Raw genomic sequence first — 17,111 nt, 5'->3', positions numbered from 1 at the left:
CTGGTCAGGCGATATCCGCCATCAGCTTGACCAGAGCGGCTCTCGAACGGACGTTGAGCTTCCGGTAGATCCGCGTCAGGTGCACGTCCACTGTTCGGGGGCTCACCGAGAGTTCTTTGGCTATTTCCCGGGTGGATTTTCCCAGGCTGGCAATGCCGGCTATTTCTCGTTCCCGGTCGGTGAGGGTGGACAGCGCCGGGGATGCCCCGTTGAGGTGGCGTTTGAGGGCTCGGCTTGGGCCGAGGCCTTGTTCGAGACTTTCCGCGTCTTTGTAGACCCGGGTGGCTCCGCAGCGCTTTGCCAGTTCTTTTGCCAGCAGCAGGATGGGCGCCGCTTTTTCGCCGGCGCCGGATTCGATCAGGCATTGGGCCGCGAAGGTGAGCAGTTGGGTCTGGTCGCAGAGTTGGCCGGCGGCGGCGCAGCGGGCCGCCGCTTCCTGGTAGAGCTCGGCGGCTGCCGGGAGGTCTCCCTTGGCGCTCAGGATGTGCGCCCGCGCGGTCATGGCGTAGGCCGGTTGGGTTCCGGCGGACACGTCGTCGATGGCTTCCGCGCGGTCGGCGCAGGCCATCGCGGTGGCCAGGTCGTCGATGGCCAGGAAGGCGGTGGTGAGGATCTCGAAGCACTGCAGGCGGGGCACCACGGGCAGGTCGGGGAGTTCCAGGCCGCCGCCGCCGACGTTGACGATCAGCGAGATGCAGCGCTGCGGCTGGCCCGCGACCAGGGCCGCGCTGGCCAGGGCCAGTTGGGCGCTGAAGCTCCAGCGGCAGGTCGACGGGAGGGCCGCGGCCGCGCGTTCGGCCAGGTTCACCGCGGCCAGATCGCCCCGCTCGACGGTCCAGATCGTGCTCCACGCCTCCAGCGCCAGCGCCATTCCGTAGACGTGCTTGGCGTCCATGTGCAGCGCGATCTCAGTCGCCTCGGCGGCCACGCACCGGGCGTCCTCGGCGGCGCCGAGGTGGCGGCTGGTGTTGCTCAGGCCGGTCAGCAGGGTCGGCAGCAGGTAGCTCTGGCCGGTCTTGCGGGCGATCGTGATGCCGCGCCGGAAATGCCGTTCCGCGTCCGCGTTCCAGCCGACCCGCACCTCGGCCCAGCCGAGAATGGTGAGGTACTCCGGGTAGTGGGCGAGTTCCGCGTCGGAGAACCCGTCGAACGCCGGCGCGCACTCGCCCAGCGACGCCTCCGCCTCCGGCGTGCTGTAGACGACCGCCGCGCACAGGCCGTGCAGGGCCAGTGCGCCCGCCTCGATCACCGGATCGCCGTACCGGCGGGCCACCCGGATCGCCTGCTCGGCCTCCTCGGGGCTGGGACAGTCGCCGCCGAGCAGGCCGACCAGGCCGTGCGCGATGCTCAACGCGACCGCCTCGATCGGCGGGGTCGGCGGCATGGCGTCCAGTTCGGCCGTCAGCAGCGCGCTGGCTTCGGTGTAGTGCCCGAGGAAGGACTCCATCAACGCGCAGAACGCCACCGCCGAGGCCCGTACGCTCGGTGGGTCCGGCGGCAGCTCGGCGAGGATCTCGTGCAGCAGGTCACGGCTTTCCTGCAGCCGGCCGGCGACGCCGAGCGCGCGGGTCAGCATCAGCGACAGTTCGAGCCGTCTGCCGTCGTCCGGCCGGTTGCTCGGCAACGCCTGCAGCGCGACCTGGAACCAGTGCGCCGCGATCGCCGGAGCCGACGCCATCGCGTCCTGGGCCGCCTTGACCAGTGTCCGCAGTTCGTCCGGACCGGACCGGTCCAACGACCGTTCGATGTGGATGGCCTGCTCGGCGGCGGTGGCGCCGCGCTCGGACAGCATCGCCAGCGCCCGGCGGTGCGCGAACACCCGCCACGACGGCTCGGCGTTGGTGTAGATCAGGCTGCGCAGCACCGGGTGCCGGATGGAGTACGTCGGCATGGTGTTGCCCGGCCGCAGCAGGTCCCGCTTGGTCAGCGCGGCGACGGCCGCCGCCGTCTGGTCCAGGCCCATCTGCGCGACGGTCGCCAGGGAGTCGAGGTCGAACTGGTCACCGAGGACAGCACCGGCGGCGGCGACCGCCGACTCGTCCGGGCTGAGCGACGCGATCTCGCCGAGCAGCAGCGCGGCGCACTGGGCCGGGATCTCCTCCTGCAGCGACGTCCCCAACCGCAGCTGCTGTCCGGGTTTGGCGTGCGCGAGGGCCAGCAGGTACAGCGGGTTGCCGCGGCTTTCGGTGTGCAGGTCGCGCAGCCGGTGGTCGTGCGGCCGCATGCCGAGGATCTCCGCGGACTGGCTCATCGACAGCGCGTCCAGCTCGACCCGCTCGACCACACCCAGTTCGACGCCGTGCGCCAGGGTGGCGCGCAGCCGGGTGGACGACTGCCGGGGGCGTTGCGCGATCACCAGCAGCAGCGGCGCGTCCAGCGGCCACCGCGCCAGGAAGTCGATCAGTTCGATCGTGCCGGTGTCCGCCCAGTGCAGGTCATCGAGGATGAGGACCATGCTCGTCTTCGCGCAGCTGCGGGCCAGCAGCGTGCGAACCGCGTAGTACAGGTGGTAGCGCTCGGCCTCGCCCGGCGTGCCTGGGGCGTCCGGGCCGATGGACGGGTGGACGATCATCCGCCGGACCATGTTCGCGCCGGCCTCGGGCAGCTCGTCCAGTGTGTCGATCATCGGCCGGCCGCCCAGGATCTGGGTGAACGGCCGGAACGGGACGGCCTGCTCGAACTCGTTGCACCGACCGCTCAACACCATGAAGCCACGGCGCTGCGCCTCCTCGGCCAGATCGGCCAGCAGGCGCGTCTTGCCTGCGCCAGGGTCCCCGACCAGTTCGACGATCCGGCCGGTGCGCTGGTTGAGCGCGGCGAGCAGGTGGTGCAGCTCGCTGCGGCGGACACTCGAAGACTGTTCGCCGATGGCTTGGGATCGACTCAACGTGATGAGGCCTCCTTGCGGTACGTCGATCGGTCGGAGTCGATGGGCGCGTTGAGGAGGTGACGCACTGTGGAAGTGTACCAAGGCCGGGAATTCGGTCAGGTAAACTCTCGGCCCCCTCCGACCAGGGGAAAAGGTTTGCGAGCGCGGATTCGTAACCGGCGATGTCCGTGTTTGTAAGCAAGTGCTCGCGCAGGTCGCGGCCGAGGCGTGCATTGTGGACAACTCGAATCGAGTCCACAGTGGACAATCTGTGGCCCGGGTACGTTGGCGGGCATGTCGATCATCGTTCCCGCAGTGGTTGACCGGACCGTGTCGATGTTTCTGACCACCGTCGACGACCTGGCCCCTGGCTTGGTCACCGGCTTCTACCTGGTCGGCTCGGTGTGCCTGGACGACTTCCACCCGACCGGCGCCGGCCGCGGCCCACGCCCGGGTCGGCGTCACCGTGCGCGGGCCCGAACCGGCCACGGTGGACGTTTGGGACGACCAGGACGCCTTGCGCGCCTACACCGCCGGCAACCTCACCTGCTGCGAACCGGCGGCGCGGAAGGCCGGCGCGGCTATCGTGATCCCGTGGCCCGTCGTCGCGATTCCCTCGCCTTCGTGGACGCCACCATTGACTCTGCGTTGGAGCTCAGATGACCGAACCGCACCCGTTCGCGCCGCCAGCGGACGAGCGCCACTGGGTGGACACGGCGGCGGGCCTCGCGGCGAAGTTCGCCACGACCGCGGCTGCCTTCGACGAGAGCGCCCAGGTCCCCCTGGAAAACCTGGAGGCACTGCACGCGAGCGGCCTGGACAAGGCGTTGTTGCCGAGCGAGTTCGGTGGGCAGGACCTCAGCTACCGCAGTTACGGCGAGATCGTGCGGCTGCTCAGCGAGGCGTGCCCGTCCACGGCGTGCATCTGGGTGATGCACATCGGCGCCGCGATCGGGCTCGTGACCATGTCGACACCCGAGGTCGCCCGGTTCTACGCGGACGAACTCATCGCGGGCCGCCGGTTCGCCAACGCGTTGTCCGAACCGTCCGGCGGCAACCTGTTCCTGCTGCCGCAGCAGCACGCGTACCCCGCGGCGGGCGGCTTTCGGCTGACCGGGGCCAAACGGTTCACGTCCGGCTGCGAGATCGCCGACCACTTCCTGGTCAACGCGCTCGTCGAAAACCAGCCGACGTTCTTCGGCGTCGCCGTGGACGACACGATCCGGTTCCTGCCGATCGGCGACACCATGGGAATGCGGGCCAACGGCAGCCGCCTGGTGGAGTTCGCCGACACCCTGCTGCGGGACGATCGCCGCTGCCCGCCGCCGACGCGGCGCCGGCCCAACCACATCGGCGCCGGGCTCGCGTTCCTGTCCCTCGGCGTCGCCGACGCCGCCGTCAAAGCCACCGTCGAGCATGCCCGCAGTCGCGTCATCCCCACCACCGGCGAGCCGCTCGCCACCATGCAGTGGCTCCGGTTCGACCTGGCGACCACGCACAGCCACCTCGAAGCCGCGGTCATGTACGCCCGGCACATGACGTGGCTGGCCGACCAGAACGACCCCGGGTTCCTGGCGGCCACCCTCCGCGCGAAGCTGCTGGCCAACCAGATCGCCGTGGACGCCGCCCAGCTGGCGCTCAAGGCCGGCGGTGGATCCGGATACCTGAGCACGTCGCCGATCCAGCGGATCCTCCGCGACGCCTACGCCGGCTGGGTGATGGCCTACTCGGTCGAAGTGTGCCGCGACCAGATCAGCACCGAACTGTTCGCGGCCTTCGAAGAAAAGTAGGAGACGCGCTCACATTTCGTGGTACTCGTGGACCACCGCGTGGCCCTTGCCGCGGGAGATCATCCAGCGGTTCACCGGAACCGTCACCACGAACGCCACGACCAGTGCCCCCGCGAGTGACAGCCAGAACAGCGCGCTGCCCAACCCCGCGTCCATGGCGCCCGGCACGACGACCATGAACGCGTTGTCCAGGATCTCCATGACCAGAATGGACACGGTGTCGGCGGCCAGTGCCACCTTGACCGCGGTCCGGAAGTCGACCCCGGCGCGCAGGACGCCGCGCATGGTGAGCGCGTAGCCGAACACGAACGCCAGTGCGATGGACAGGACCACTGTCCCGGCATTGTGCAGCCCCAGCGCCGTTCCGATGACCATGCCGGCCACCTCGCCGATGGCGCAGCCGGTGAGGCAGTGCAGGGTCGCTTGCGCCGCGGTCTTCCAGCTCGTCCTGGTGCCTGTGGAGTGTTCGCTGTGATCCATGGCCGCTACCATACCCCCGTAGGGTATCTTCGCAAGTGACGTCGATCACCGTCCGTCACCGTCGGCTGGGGACCTCAGGCGTCCGGAAGGAGCTGTGCCACGCCGTCGAGCAGTCGGTCCAGGCCGAACTCGAAGATGCTCGCCGGTTCCGACGCCTCGAACGCGTCCATGTCGAACCGGGCGAGCATGTCGAGTTTGTACGGGCCGAACATCTCCCGCACCCGGGCGCTGCGGGCGTCGAGCCACTCGGTCCGGGTGTCCTTCGAGTTCCGCTCGCGGGCCAACGGGAACGCCGCGCTCTGCACGTGCGCGGAGATCGCGATCGCGGTCCGGACCATGGTCGGGAAGTCCAGCCCCAGGCCGTCCACCGCGCGGATCCGCCAGTCGGTGTAGACCATCATCCGGGGCGCGAGCGGCGGGCGGGTGGTGATCGCGAAGACCCGCGGAATCCAGGGGTGCTTCACGTAGATGTCCCATTCGAGACGCGCGGACAGTTCGAGTTTCGCGCGCCAGCCGTCCGGACCGGGGTCGGGCAGCGGGTGGTCGCCGAACACCGTGTCGATCATCAGGGCGCCGAGTTCCTCCTTGCCCGGCACGTACCGGTACAGCGACATGGCGCCGACCCCGAGTTCCGCGGCGGTGCGACGCATCGAGAGGCCGGCGTCGCCGTCCCGGTCGGCCAACGCGATCGCGGCGCGGACGATCCGGTCAACGGTGAGCGTGCTGCCTTCGGTGTCCGGCAACGGGAAGTCCTGGCGCTGCTTGCGGGCGACCCGTTCGCGGTAGGCGCGGGCGCGGCAGGCCCGCGAGCAGTACCGCGGTGGCCGACCCCGGCCGGGGTCGGGGAGCGGCCGTCCGCACACCAGGCATTCCGCCATTCCGTCAGCCTCTTTTCGTCACACCTCTGGGTTTGTGACGAAAGTATACGCCTCGACCGGTAATACAGATCTCATACCCGGATTGCGTGTCGTTAGGTACGGTGTATTTATGACTCGTACACCGTACTCGGCCGTGGCAGTCCGCGACCTGGTCAAGACCTACCGGACCGGTTCGGCCGCCCAGACCGTGTTGGACGGCGTGACCTTGGCCTTCCCGGGCGGGACGTTCACCGCCGTGATGGGCCCGTCCGGCTCCGGCAAGAGCACCCTGCTGCAGTGCGCCGCCGGCCTGGACCGGCCGACGTCCGGCTCGGTCACCATCGAGGGCACCGAACTGTCCGGGCTCGACGAGGCCGCGCTGACCCGGTTCCGCCGGGACCGGCTCGGCTTCGTGTTCCAGGCGTACAACCTGGTGCCCACGCTGACCGTCCGACAGAACGTCACGCTGCCGGCGGAACTCGCCGGCCGCCGCGTCGACGACACGGCCGTTCGTGACGTGCTCGGGCGGCTCGGCCTGGCCGACCACGCTGACACCAAACCGGCCGCGATGTCCGGCGGGCAACAGCAGCGGGTCGCCATCGCCCGCGCACTGCTGAGCGAGCCCGCGGTGATCTTCGCGGACGAACCCACCGGCGCGCTCGACAGCCGTTCCGCGGCTCAGGTACTGAAACTGCTGCGGGACGCGGTCAGCGGCGCCGGCCGCACGATCGTGATGGTCACCCACGACCCGGTGGCCGCGTCGGTCGCGGACGCCGTCGTGTTCTTCGCTGACGGTCGTGTCGTCGAGACCGTGATCGATCCCCGCGTCGACGCCGTGGCCGCACGGATGGCGACCCTGGGCGCTCCTGTGGGAGCCGGGCGATGATCGGCCGGCTCGCTCTCCGTACTGTCCGCGGCCGGACGACGTCGTACATCGCCTCCGCTGGCGCGATGTTCGCCGGAACCGCGCTGCTGACCGCCTTCGCCGCGCTTGCCGAGACCGGACTCGCCGACCGGCTGGAGGCACTGACCATGCTGGCCTTCATCATGGGCGGCTGGACCGTCGTGATCGTCGCGTTCGGTGTGGTGTCGACGGTGTCCCTTGTCGTCCAACAGCGGGAACGGGAACTCGCTCTGCTGCGCACGATCGGCACGACGCCGGGCCAGGTCCGGCGGATGGTCGTGCTGGAGACCGTCGCGGTGGCGATACCCGCTGTGCTGCTTGGCATTCTGCCGGGCATCGGCCTCGGTTCGTTCGTGCACGACCGGATCGCCGGCCTGGGGGTGATCGTGGGCGACGATCTCGTGGCGACGTGGCGAACCGCCCTCGCCGGCGCCGCGATCTCCCTGGTGGCCGCCGTCCTCGCGTCGATCTTCGCCGGACGTCGCGCCGCGCGGGTCGCGCCTGTGCGGGCGTTGGCCGAGGCGGACAGCCCAGACCGCGTGCTGACGCGGACGAAGCTGTGGATCGGCAGCGTGTTCGTCCTCGTCGGGATCGGCACAGGGGCCGGGACACTGGCGATGCCGAACGGGCCATTGCTCGCCGCGTCGGCCGGACCGGCGTGCATCGCGACGGCGATCGGACTCGCGCTGCTGAGCCCGGCCATAGTCGCCGCGGTAGGCCGAGTCGTCAGCGGGCCGGCCGGGAGCGCGGGCCTGGCCCTGCGCAATCTCGACGCCCGCGCATCCCGCGCAGGCGCCATCGTCGGCCCGCTCACGCTGCTCGTCGGCATCGCGGTCGGCACCCTGTACATGCAGAGCACCGAGGACAGCACCGCGGCGACCCGTCCACCGGACGACGTCAGCGCCCAGTTGGCCGCCGCCAACTACATGGTCGTGGCCATGATCATCGCGTTCTGTGCGATCGCGGTGACGAACTCCCTGATCGCCGCGACCGTGAACCGTCGCCGTGAGTTCGGCCTGCTGCGCCTGACCGCGTCGACCCGCCAGCAGGTCATGGGCATGGTCGCCGTGGAGACAACAGTTCTGGCGCTCGTCGGAATCGTGCTCGGCTCCCTGGCCGCACTCACCACGACGATTCCGTACAGCCTGGTGAAAACCGGTTCGCCGGTGCCCAGCGGTCCACTGTGGATGTACCTCGCCGTGATCGCCGGTGCCGTCGTCATAAGTGCTGCCGCCACACTGCTGCCTACGCTCCGCGCGACCCGGGAACGACCGATCCTGGCGTTGGCGGGCTAGCCGGCAATGACGCGACGTACATCGCGACCGTGCGGCCGGCCGCCAGGAACGGTTCGTCCGAACGCAGTCCGCGGGCGAGGAGGAACGCCCCTTCGAGGGCCGTCAGGACGGCGAACGTGACGCTCCGCGCGTCGGACTCGGACAACCCACGGTCGGCGAAGTAGCGGCTGCCTTCGTCGACCCAGGCCGTCATCACCTCCGCCGCGACCGCCCGCAGCAGGGGCTCGGTGTCCGCGACCTCCCCGGTGACGGTGCCGATCGGGCACATGTTGGCCCAACCCGTGTTCCGCATGTCCGTCGCCGCGGCGGCGAAAGCAGCCTCGATCCCGGTCGCGAGATCGTCGTAGGGGTCCAGCAGCAAGGGCAGCAGCTGGATGTACGCGGCTCCTGTCTGGCGCAACGCGGCGGCGGCGATCTCGCGTTTCCCGCCCTTGAAGTGGTGGTACAGGGAGCCGGTGGGGGCGCCGGCGGCGCTGGCCAACTGGTTGATGCCCGTGGCGGCGTAGCCCTGCCTGCGCATGAGTTCCGCCATAGCCAGCACGATCCGCTGGTCCGTTCGCATCCCACCATGCTAGAACAGTCATTCTAGAGAGATCGTTCTAGGGGAGGTCGCGATGAGGAACGTCGAGGTCACAGCGGGGGTCGTCGAGTACGACCAGGTCGGCTCGGGGCCGCCGGTCGTCCTGCTGCACGGAGTGCTGATGGACCACACCCAGTGGGACACAGTGCTGCCGCTGCTCCCGGCCGGGTTCACCTACGTGCGCCCGGTCCTGCCGCTCGGGGCGCACCGCCGGCCGATGAAGCCGGGGGCGGACCTCACTCTGCGTGGCCAGGTCCAAGTGGTCGCCGACGTCCTCGACGCACTGAAGCTCGACGGCGTCACCCTGGTGCACACGGACTGGGGTGGGGGACTGTTCCTCACCGCGTACGGGCTCGACCAGCGCGTCGCCCGGCAGGTGATCCTCCCGTGCGAGGCGTTCGACAACTTCCCGCCCGGCCTGCCCGGCAAGATGATGAAACTCGCCGTCCGCCTGCCGGGCGGCCTGCGGCTCGCCGCCCGGCAACTGCGGATCAGCCGGCTGCGCCGGTCCCCGTTGCTGTTCGGGCAAATGGCCCGACGACCCGTACCCGACGATCTCGTCCGTGCCTGGACCGAGCCGTTGTTGCACACCCCCGGAATCCACCGCGACCTGCTCACCTACTGCCGCGGACCGTTCGACAAAGTGGAACTGGTCCGTGCCACCGAGGCGTTGCGCCAGTTCACCGGCGACACCCTCGTGCTGTGGTCACCTGACAACCGGGTGATGCCGCCCGAACACGGCCACCGCCTGGCGGAGTTGTTGCCCGCCGGGCGGTATGCCGAGATCCCCGGCGCGTACGTGTTGTCGATGCTGGACGAGCCCGAGGCGGTGGCCGGCGAGATCGGCGACTTCCTCACCCGGTCGGCAGTTCGCTAGCGGGAGGCGCCGCCGGCAACTGTCCCCCTCAGTTCAGCCGCCGACGGCGCCATGACATGTGTAGCGCGGTCAGGTTGTTCGGTGTCGCCGTCGGCCACCAGACAAACAACGCCGGACAACGCGTCTGGCCGCTCTGTCAGCCGATTTGCCGTACCAGTGCGGGCACGAAGGTGGCCGCGTTCAGGGTGCCCCAGCCGGAGACGATGTCGAAGCCCCTGGTCGCCGAGAAGCCCGGCACGCCGTTGAAGCCGTTGCTGCCCGAGGTCACGTCCACGATGCCCGTTGTGGTTGCGCCGGAGCCGAGTGCGTAGAGCGCGGGGTTGATGAAGCCGAGTGTCTTGCCTGCCTTCTGGGACGCGAGCGCGACAACCGCGGCGAACAGCGGGGAGGACTGTGACGTGCCCGATGTGCCGAGCATCGAGATGTCGGGCAGGGACCGTCCGGTGGCGTGGGTGACCTTGTCGACCTCGCTCTGCCAGGTCGGCGCGCCGTATTCGTGCGACACGCCGCCACCCGACCGCGGCCAGACGGTGTCAGGGGAGGTCCGCGTGCCGTTGGAGTTGAGGTGCAGGACGGTGCCGCCGACGGCGGTCACGAAGGAGTTGGTGGCGGGGAAGCTCACGACTCGCTTGCCCCAAGGGGTGTTGTCCTTCTTCGTGCCGGTGGAGCCGTCGTCGCCGCTGGACGCGGTGACCGTGATGCCCGCGTCGGTCGCCTTTTTGAAGTGCGCGTCCAGGCTGTGCAGCTGCGCGGAGTTGTCGAAGTCGTCCTCCGGCGTGCCGAGGCTCATCGAGATGACGGTGGCGGAGTGGTGGTCGGCCAGGAAGTCGATGGCCGTCATCATGTCCGGGAACCCGTCGATGCCCTGGGTCTCGGACGTCGGCGTGGCCACCACCAGGATCTTGGCCTTCGGTGCGAGCGTGTGGAACATCGCGACGTCCAGGTCGGTCTCGCCGACCCAGCTCGAACAGTCGCTGGGGGTGCCGGGGTCACTGCAGGCCGGAACGTGACCCGCGGGCTCCAAGGTCTGGACGTCCGCCACGGGCAGGCCATGCGACCGGGAATAGCTGTCGATGAAGGCCTTGATGCCCTTGTCGCCGTACGAGACCACGGTCGCCAACGTGGTGCCGGTACCATCAATTCCCTGGTCGTACAACGGTTTCGTATTGTACGCGACCTGCAACGTGTTGCTCGTCGCGGCCAACGCCCGGTCAGTCAAAGCGGCTCGTTCCTCCGGCGACCTGGCCCCCGCCAGCAACGAAGCGCCCGCACTGAACCGATGATGTTTGGCGACCGGCGCCGCGGTCGCAGAAGTCCCCGCCCCACAAAGCAAAACGGCGACAGCCGCAAGCGTGAACATCCGGCGCGCCCTCGGGATCTTGCCCAACCCAGCAGACATCAGCATTCCTCCGGAATCCCGGCACGCGAACGCAGGGTCGTCACGTGCTGGCCGGATTAAAACTCCGTCGCCGAATCACCGGTACGGCCATTGGTAGCGTATACCCAGATACCGCAACAAAACAGAGAAAAAGAACTTACCCGGCATCCAACGATCACCGGCCAGCCCCCGACTTGGCTGGGCGGGAGCGTAGCGGCGATCTGCGGCAGCACCGGGTCGGTGACGAATCCGGCCGGTGGCGTGGGTGAGTCGGTGTCGGCTGGTCAGGGACGCGGGTCGTGGCCAGTACGGCGAGTCGATCGTGGTTTGTCAGGGGCGCAGGAGGTAACCGATCATTCGTCTTCTGTTGGCTGTGTTGGCCGGGTTGGGGTTGAACAGGGCGTCGAGCATTGTCACGACTTCGTCTCTGGCTTTGCGGGTGCGCATGATCCGGCGCCACATCCAGAGGTTGAGGTTGTGCCGCCATACCGGGGTCCGCGCGAGGGTGAGTACGTTTCGCACGTTGCTGCGGACCCTTGGGGGCAGGTCGCTTTGGGGCAGCAGTTGTTCTGGTAGGACGTCGAGACCGTACTGGGTCATGAAGTCGAAGTCGGTGGGCCAGGCCGCGGCGTCCAGGTAGAGGACCATTCGGCACCACCCCTGCAAGAAAGCCAACTCGGCGGCTGTATAAGGCGCCGGGTCAATGTTTGCGACGCGCGTGGCCACCACGTCCAGGCATGTTCTGTGTGCCCGCCACAATGCGAAACGGATCGGTTCTTGGTCGGTGCCCCGCTCGGTCGCGGCGACGAGTCTGAAATAGTCACGCCAGTCCGCGACACCTTTCTCGAACTCCGGCGGCACCTGAACCGGTGCGGCGCCACCGCCGCTGACGTAACGAAACCGGGATGCGACAGACGGCCCAGCGATGACCAGATCTGGCACTGTGCCCGCCTCGACAGCCCCCAACCACGGGATGACATTGAGAGAATAGTTGCCGTACCCCCACGCCGCGTCGGGGTCGATGTGCCCGTCCTGGCGGCTGTTCCGCCCCAAGCGGCCACTGCGGAACTGCCACTGGGCCTGGAACATCAGCCCCCACAACGGGTTGCGCCGGTTGTCCGGGCCGAACAGGCCGGCATGGTTGGTGGCGTCGATCAGTTGGCGGTAGGCCGCCATCCGGTGGTGGAAGGTGAACGGGTCGAACGTTCCGGTCAGCGCCGGCGCTTCGGACCAGGCATGGAACAGATCCAGTTCAGCGAGCTCCACGGGCGTGGACATGGTGGATGTTCTCCCCCCAGCGGTGTTTGTCGGGTCACGAGCCAGTATGGGTGTACGCCGCCCAGGTGGAACGCGCCGGTGATGTGCAGGGACTCGTCGGCCAAGCGTACGGCGGTCACGCTGGTCGCGCAGGCGGAGAGGTAGGCCAGACCCGCGGACAGGTCGAGAGCGGGCAGCGCCGCGTCAGGGATGTCGGGAACGGGAACGATCACAGTGGACGGTGCCGTGGAGCCTTTGGCGCGCGCGTCGGCCAAGGCGCGCACAGTCGTGGTGCAGGACGAAACAACTCGGTCCAAAGTAGACGCGGGGGGCGCCTCGGTTCAGGACATAGTGGACAGCCAAACTAGGGGAGTTTCATGGTCCGGGAACGCGCGACACACCTAGCCGTTCAGGAAGTTGATGACCGCGTCGCGGCCGGCGTGTCCGCGTTCGCGGTTCTGGATCGAGTGGGACGCGCCCTTCACGATGACGAACTTGCCGTGCGGTGCCAGCGGGATCTCTTTCTCGGCCCATTCCAGTGGGGTGGACAGGTCGTGGTCGCCGTTGACCATCAGGGTCGGCACGTTCGGGAGGGGGTCGGCGGGGTTCGGCACGGCGCGTTCGGCCGGCCACGGCAGGCATGACTGGATGAAGCCCTGGTTGACGGCGACCGCTGGGGTGTACGGCCAGACGTCGCCGCGCTTGAGGGACTTCTCGGTCAGGGTGAGCAGGAACGGGCGGATCCACTCCGGTGTGGCCGAACTGCCCCAGGGGAACCGCATGTCCGCGCACAGTGTTGCCGCGTGCAGGCCGGAGCTGAATCGGTTGACCGGGTCGCCGCCCGAGGCGAAGGCGGTGAGCAGGGCGTCCAGTTGGGCCGGTTTTCCGGTGCGGGCCGCGTGCAACGAGCCGATCAGGTCGCCGACACCGGGTGGCAGGCCGGGCAGGTTCGGTTGGCGGTACGTGGGATCCTCGAACTCGTAGCTCACGATCATGTCGAAGATCCGGACACCGTCCGCGACACTACGGCCGCGCACGACCTGCGCCAGATCGTCCGCCGGGTCGAAGCCACAGGCCGGTGCAGCGGTGCACGCGTCACGCAACACTCGTGCCTGGCCCCGCAGACCGGCCAGGTACAGCGAATCGGTCGGGGTGATGTGGTGGGGGACAACCGAGTCGAGCACAATCGCCTGCGTGTTGCGCGGGTACGCGATGGCATACCGGGCCGCGGTGAAGGAACCGTACGACACTCCGTCCACTGTGATCTTCTTGGCGCCGAGTGCCTGGCGGAACAGGTCGAAGTCGGCGACGGTCTGGTCGGTGCCGTACAGGCCGGCGGTGTTCCCGAGGATTCCGGCGCACTCACGGACCGCGCCCCGGGTCGGCGTCGCAATGTCCGAACTGCCCATCTGCGCCTGGAGTTGCGGACAGTTGATCGCGCCGAAGTCGCCGGTGCCGCGCTGGTCGATCATGGCGAACCGGTAGTTCGCGGCGATCTCCGGCAGCCGCTGGCCGGCCAGCCGGGTGATCGCCGGCACCCCGGGCTGGCCGGGCCCGCCGGTCAGGAACAGCAGCACACCTTTGGGCGCGTTGGCGTTGTCGGCCACCGCGACCTGAAGTTTCAGCGAACCCGGCGTCCGGCCGTGATGGTCGAGCGGCACGGTCAACATCGAGCACGTGAACTCGGGTTGTCCCGCGCACGGGTGGGAATCAGTCAAAACGGGACGGTTTTCCCGTGCCACGGCAGTCGAGTCGAACATTCCCGCGACTGCCGCGGCGACAATCGCTACTGCAAGGATCCTCCTGCGCATGAACGAGTGTGTACCACAGCGCACGCGTTCCGATCAGGAGCCGATCGGCCGGTGTTCACCGCTGGAGCAGGTGCGCGGACGCGGCCGTGACCAGCTCGCGGACGCGGTCGACGTCGCCGACGAGGCACCCGTCCCGCTTGACCACCCTGCCGTTGACCAGAACGGTGTCGACATTGCCGGGATGCGCGGCCAGGACGACGGACTCCTCGGGCGCCGACACCGGCGCGAGGTTCAGGTCGTTGGTCCGCAGCAGGATCACGTCCGCGGCCTTGCCCACTTCCAGGGAACCCGTCCGGTGCTCCAGATGCAGGGTGTGCGCGGCGTCGACGGTCGCCATCCGCAGGACCGCGTTCGCCGTCAACGCCGGCTCGTCGTCCGGGGTGGCGGCCCGAGCCGTCGCCAGGGCGAGCTGCATCTGGGTGAACAGGCTGCCGCTCGCGGCCGTCTCGGTGTCCACGCTCAGGCTGGGCCGCAGGCCCGCGTTCACCAGCCGGTGGGTCGCGGCGGCCGCACCCAGCCCCGGCATGGTCAGCTCGATCTGGGGGCTGAACGACAGGGTGACGCCGTGCGCGGCGAGGCGCTTGAGGTCGTCGTCGCTGGCGCCGTTGGCGTGCACGACGGTCAGGTCGGGGCCGAGCAGCCCGGCGTCGTCGAGCAGCCGGATCCCCTGCTGGTGGTCGCCGGGCCGGCCGGCCGCGATGTGGCTGGTGATCGGGACGCCCAGTTCGCGGGCGAACGCGAAGTCCTGGGCGGCGACGTCGATCCCGCTGAAGTCCGGGCCTTTCGCCGCCATGGCCAGCGTGACGAGCCCGTCGTCGGAGGGCAGCAGGTACTCACGCACCCGGCGCAGGTCGGCGGGGTGCGGCGCGGTGAAGTCCAGCTGCCTGCCCACCGGCCAGCCGTGGCCGAACACCGCCCGCATCCCGGAGTCGTGCAGCGCCTGCACGGACGCGTCGGCGTGCTCGGGGGAGTTCATCACGTGCGCCCAGTCGAGCAGCGTGGTCACGCCGCCGTCCAGGGCGGACAGGGCGCCCCACAGCGTCCCGGCGTACACGTCCTCGGGCCGGCAGCGGTCGCCGAAACCGCGCAGCGCCACGTCGATGTACGCGCTGAGCGAAAGCGCGGAGTCGAACTGCCGGAAAGCGGTCTGCCAGGTGTGCCGGTGGGTGTCGATCAGACCCGGCAGGACGAGCATGCCGTCGGCGTCGATCACCTCGGCCGCCTCGGGCGCGGTCAGCTCCGGCCCCACCGCGCGGATCCGGCCGCCGTCGATCAGCAGGTCACCTTGGGGAAATACGCTGCCCCGCGCGTCCAGGGTGAGAATCCGGCCACCACGGATCAAGGTGTGCGGCATGAAAACGGCCTCCCAGGTAAATGACTCGACAGCCGGAGATTGTGAATCAGATCGACGTCCAAGCTAAGTCCCCGTGGTCGGGAATATCAATGTTTCATCCGCTCGTGTCGATGTCCGAGCGTCTCGGTGTGGGAGCCCGGTCTCATCTCGGTTGCCCGTTTCGGTTCGGGCTCATAGACTCACCGCCGGGAGGCTGGCTGACGGTATTGGCCGTGGGGGGATAAGTGGGAACACGAATTCTTGACGACCGGTTCACACCCGAAGAACTGGCTATTATCCGGCTGCTCGCGAACGGCAACAAGGACGAGCAGATCGCCCGCCGGCTGTACAGCAGCATACGGACCGTGCGCCGGCGGATCGCCCGGATAATGGCCGAGCTGGACGCCGACAACCGGTTCGCCGCGGGGGTGACCGCCGCGCGCCTCGGGTTGCTCGATCACCTGATCGGCCGCGAGTGCTCATCGGCGCCGGTGTCCTCCCGCGCCAGCTTGCGGTAACCGCCGGGAGCGATTCCGTACTCCCGTTTGAACGCCTTGGCGAAGGCGAAACTCGAGGTGTAGCCGACCTGTTGGGCGACCCGGCCGAGCGGGAGTCCCGATTCGTGCAGCAGCCGGCCCGCGGTGGTCATCCGCCACCGCGTGAGGTACGTGAGCGGTGGTTCACCGACCTGCGCGGTGAACCGGCGCGAGAACGCCGCCCGCGACAGGCCCACGTCCTCGGCGAGCGCGTCAACGGTCCACGGCCGCCCGGGATCGCGGTGGATGTTGCGCAGGGCGCCGGCGGTCGCCGGGTCGGCGATGGCCACCGCCCACCCTTCCGCCGTGTCCCGCGGCTGCTCGTGCAGCCATTCCCGGAGCACGTACACGAGCATCCCGTCGACCAGTGAGCTGACGATGGCGTCGCCACCAGGCCGGTAGTCCCGCAGCTCGCTGCGGAGGAGTTCGACCGCCGAACGCAGCGCCGTCGGCTGGCCCGGCCGGCAGGGCAGGTGCACGGTCTCAGGCAGGCTGATCAGCAGCGGATGCGGTCGGGCGCGCTCCAGTTGGTACGCGCCGCACAGCAGCGCCGCCCGCTCGCCCGTGCCGGGCACGGACAGGCGGCCGATGGGCGACGAATGATTCACCTGTTCGGGTCTGAACTCGACCAACGGCGTGGTCGGCCGGTCCGCCAACCCGTGGCCCGACCCGCTGCGCAGGAACACCACGTCACCAGGTCCGAGCGGCAGTGGTCGCCCTTGGGCGGGCATGAACCAACAGGTGCCTTCGAGCACCACATGAAAGCTGGCACCGGCGCGTGGTTGAAACCGCAGTCCCCACGGTGCCCGCGCTTCGGTCAGCACGGATCGAGGCCTTCCCGTGCGCATGGCCGCCACGGTCTCGCTCAACACATCCACGGACATGACCGCAGTACTCCTGCCGGAAATCGTGATCTTCGTGGTTGGATAGCGGTGTGGGATGACGGCTATCATGAGACAGCTCAAAGATAAGTGTAGCGAACTCCGCCCGGATCTGGTGGCCGGTTAACCGCCCGCCCGAAGGGGCGTCCCTTGGTGCGCGGCTGGCAGCTTGGTGCCAGGCCCGGTCCATTGCTTGCGACCTTCGCCGTCCCGCGGGTGTACTTGCGGTCGGGGAGAAATCGTTCATCAGGGGGAATAAGTGC

The 17,111-nt window shown here is 68.9% G+C and carries 15 protein-coding genes; 6 read left to right on the top strand and 9 right to left on the bottom strand.

Features of this window, described 5'->3' with window-relative positions; genetic code table 11:
• Nucleotides 1-4: 4 nt before the first annotated feature.
• Nucleotides 5-2,887 (bottom strand): helix-turn-helix transcriptional regulator, encoded by a 2,883-nt coding sequence (locus tag EV192_RS10860; RefSeq protein ID WP_165960333.1) that lies wholly within the window; start codon nt 2,885-2,887, stop codon nt 5-7.
• Nucleotides 2,888-3,163: 276 nt separating this feature from the next.
• Between EV192_RS10860 and EV192_RS10855 the strand changes: the two genes are divergently transcribed.
• Together EV192_RS10855 and EV192_RS10850 are read left to right on the top strand one after the other, a co-directional pair.
• A complete protein-coding gene (locus tag EV192_RS10855; RefSeq protein ID WP_132113978.1) occupies nt 3,164-3,532 on the top strand; it encodes a hypothetical protein in 369 nt (122 codons plus the stop codon).
• Nucleotides 3,529-4,659, top strand: a complete 1,131-nt coding sequence (locus EV192_RS10850; protein WP_132113976.1) for an acyl-CoA dehydrogenase family protein — start codon at nt 3,529-3,531, stop codon at nt 4,657-4,659. Before EV192_RS10855 ends, EV192_RS10850 begins: the two co-directional genes overlap by 4 nt.
• Nucleotides 4,660-4,668: 9 nt before the next feature.
• On the opposite strand, the gene EV192_RS10845 is transcribed toward EV192_RS10850, so the two are convergent.
• Nucleotides 4,669-5,139, bottom strand: coding sequence for a DUF4396 domain-containing protein (locus tag EV192_RS10845; RefSeq protein WP_207925974.1), 471 nt, complete (start codon nt 5,137-5,139; stop codon nt 4,669-4,671).
• Between the two features lie 74 nt (nt 5,140-5,213).
• A complete protein-coding gene (locus EV192_RS10840; protein ID WP_132113972.1) occupies nt 5,214-6,017 on the bottom strand; it encodes a TetR/AcrR family transcriptional regulator in 804 nt (267 codons plus the stop codon).
• Between the two features lie 109 nt (nt 6,018-6,126).
• On the opposite strand from EV192_RS10840, the gene EV192_RS10835 reads away from it, so the two are divergent.
• Both EV192_RS10835 and EV192_RS10830 read left to right on the top strand, forming a co-directional pair.
• Nucleotides 6,127-6,882, top strand: coding sequence for an ABC transporter ATP-binding protein (locus EV192_RS10835; protein WP_132113970.1), 756 nt, complete (start codon nt 6,127-6,129; stop codon nt 6,880-6,882).
• Nucleotides 6,879-8,195, top strand: a complete 1,317-nt coding sequence (locus EV192_RS10830) for an ABC transporter permease (RefSeq protein ID WP_132113968.1) — start codon at nt 6,879-6,881, stop codon at nt 8,193-8,195. Before EV192_RS10835 ends, EV192_RS10830 begins: the two co-directional genes overlap by 4 nt.
• Here the strand turns inward: EV192_RS10830 and EV192_RS10825 are convergent.
• On the bottom strand, nt 8,146-8,757 hold the full coding sequence (locus tag EV192_RS10825; RefSeq protein WP_132113966.1) for a TetR/AcrR family transcriptional regulator: 612 nt from the start codon (nt 8,755-8,757) through the stop codon (nt 8,146-8,148). The two genes, EV192_RS10830 and EV192_RS10825, sit on opposite strands and share 50 nt — an antisense overlap.
• A gap of 52 nt (nt 8,758-8,809) precedes the next feature.
• Here EV192_RS10825 and EV192_RS10820 point away from each other — a divergent pair, with 52 nt between their 5' ends.
• Entirely contained in the window at nt 8,810-9,652 is an 843-nt protein-coding gene (locus EV192_RS10820) for an alpha/beta fold hydrolase (protein WP_132113964.1), read from the top strand.
• Nucleotides 9,653-9,788: 136 nt separating this feature from the next.
• Here the strand turns inward: EV192_RS10820 and EV192_RS10815 are convergent, their stop codons facing one another.
• From EV192_RS10815 to EV192_RS10800, 4 genes are all read right to left on the bottom strand, one after another.
• On the bottom strand, nt 9,789-10,871 hold the full coding sequence (locus EV192_RS10815; protein ID WP_243726766.1) for a S53 family peptidase: 1,083 nt from the start codon (nt 10,869-10,871) through the stop codon (nt 9,789-9,791).
• 489 nt (nt 10,872-11,360) lie between these two features.
• Nucleotides 11,361-12,308: a Leg1-related protein gene (locus tag EV192_RS10810; protein WP_132113960.1), complete on the bottom strand. Its 948-nt coding sequence runs from the start codon at nt 12,306-12,308 to the stop codon at nt 11,361-11,363.
• A 380-nt stretch (nt 12,309-12,688) separates the two neighbouring features.
• A complete protein-coding gene (locus EV192_RS10805) occupies nt 12,689-14,005 on the bottom strand; it encodes an alpha/beta fold hydrolase (protein WP_243726765.1) in 1,317 nt (438 codons plus the stop codon).
• 148 nt (nt 14,006-14,153) lie between these two features.
• Nucleotides 14,154-15,452 (bottom strand): amidohydrolase family protein, encoded by a 1,299-nt coding sequence (locus tag EV192_RS10800; protein WP_132113956.1) that lies wholly within the window; start codon nt 15,450-15,452, stop codon nt 14,154-14,156.
• 224 nt (nt 15,453-15,676) lie between these two features.
• Between EV192_RS10800 and EV192_RS10795 the strand changes: the two genes are divergently transcribed.
• Nucleotides 15,677-15,949 carry a response regulator transcription factor gene (locus tag EV192_RS10795; protein WP_132113954.1) on the top strand — a complete coding sequence of 91 codons (273 nt, stop codon included), beginning with the start codon at nt 15,677-15,679 and terminating at the stop codon, nt 15,947-15,949.
• Here EV192_RS10795 and EV192_RS10790 read toward each other — a convergent pair.
• Nucleotides 15,889-16,851 (bottom strand): AraC family transcriptional regulator, encoded by a 963-nt coding sequence (locus EV192_RS10790; RefSeq protein ID WP_243726764.1) that lies wholly within the window; start codon nt 16,849-16,851, stop codon nt 15,889-15,891. The two genes, EV192_RS10795 and EV192_RS10790, sit on opposite strands and share 61 nt — an antisense overlap.
• Nucleotides 16,852-17,111: the final 260 nt, after the last annotated feature.

Source organism: Actinocrispum wychmicini (genome assembly GCF_004345645.1).
Lineage (GTDB): Bacteria > Actinomycetota > Actinomycetes > Mycobacteriales > Pseudonocardiaceae > Kibdelosporangium > Kibdelosporangium wychmicini.
The sequence above is the reverse complement of the archived record's forward strand: the minus strand, read 5'-3'. Positions and strand labels throughout refer to the sequence as shown.

Excerpts from the sequence above, each read along its gene's own strand:
- EV192_RS10855 (WP_132113978.1), top strand. The coding sequence starts at position 3,164 with ATGTCGATCATCGTTCCCGCAGTGGTTGACCGGACCGTGTCGATGTTT.
- EV192_RS10850 (WP_132113976.1), top strand. The coding sequence starts at position 3,529 with ATGACCGAACCGCACCCGTTCGCGCCGCCAGCGGACGAGCGCCACTGG.
- EV192_RS10845 (WP_207925974.1), bottom strand. The coding sequence starts at position 5,139 with ATGGATCACAGCGAACACTCCACAGGCACCAGGACGAGCTGGAAGACC.
- EV192_RS10840 (WP_132113972.1), bottom strand. The coding sequence starts at position 6,017 with ATGGCGGAATGCCTGGTGTGCGGACGGCCGCTCCCCGACCCCGGCCGG.
- EV192_RS10835 (WP_132113970.1), top strand. The coding sequence starts at position 6,127 with ATGACTCGTACACCGTACTCGGCCGTGGCAGTCCGCGACCTGGTCAAG.
- EV192_RS10830 (WP_132113968.1), top strand. The coding sequence starts at position 6,879 with ATGATCGGCCGGCTCGCTCTCCGTACTGTCCGCGGCCGGACGACGTCG.
- EV192_RS10825 (WP_132113966.1), bottom strand. The coding sequence starts at position 8,757 with ATGCGAACGGACCAGCGGATCGTGCTGGCTATGGCGGAACTCATGCGC.
- EV192_RS10820 (WP_132113964.1), top strand. The coding sequence starts at position 8,810 with ATGAGGAACGTCGAGGTCACAGCGGGGGTCGTCGAGTACGACCAGGTC.
- EV192_RS10810 (WP_132113960.1), bottom strand. The coding sequence starts at position 12,308 with ATGTCCACGCCCGTGGAGCTCGCTGAACTGGATCTGTTCCATGCCTGG.
- EV192_RS10800 (WP_132113956.1), bottom strand. The coding sequence starts at position 15,452 with ATGCCGCACACCTTGATCCGTGGTGGCCGGATTCTCACCCTGGACGCG.
- EV192_RS10790 (WP_243726764.1), bottom strand. The coding sequence starts at position 16,851 with ATGTCCGTGGATGTGTTGAGCGAGACCGTGGCGGCCATGCGCACGGGA.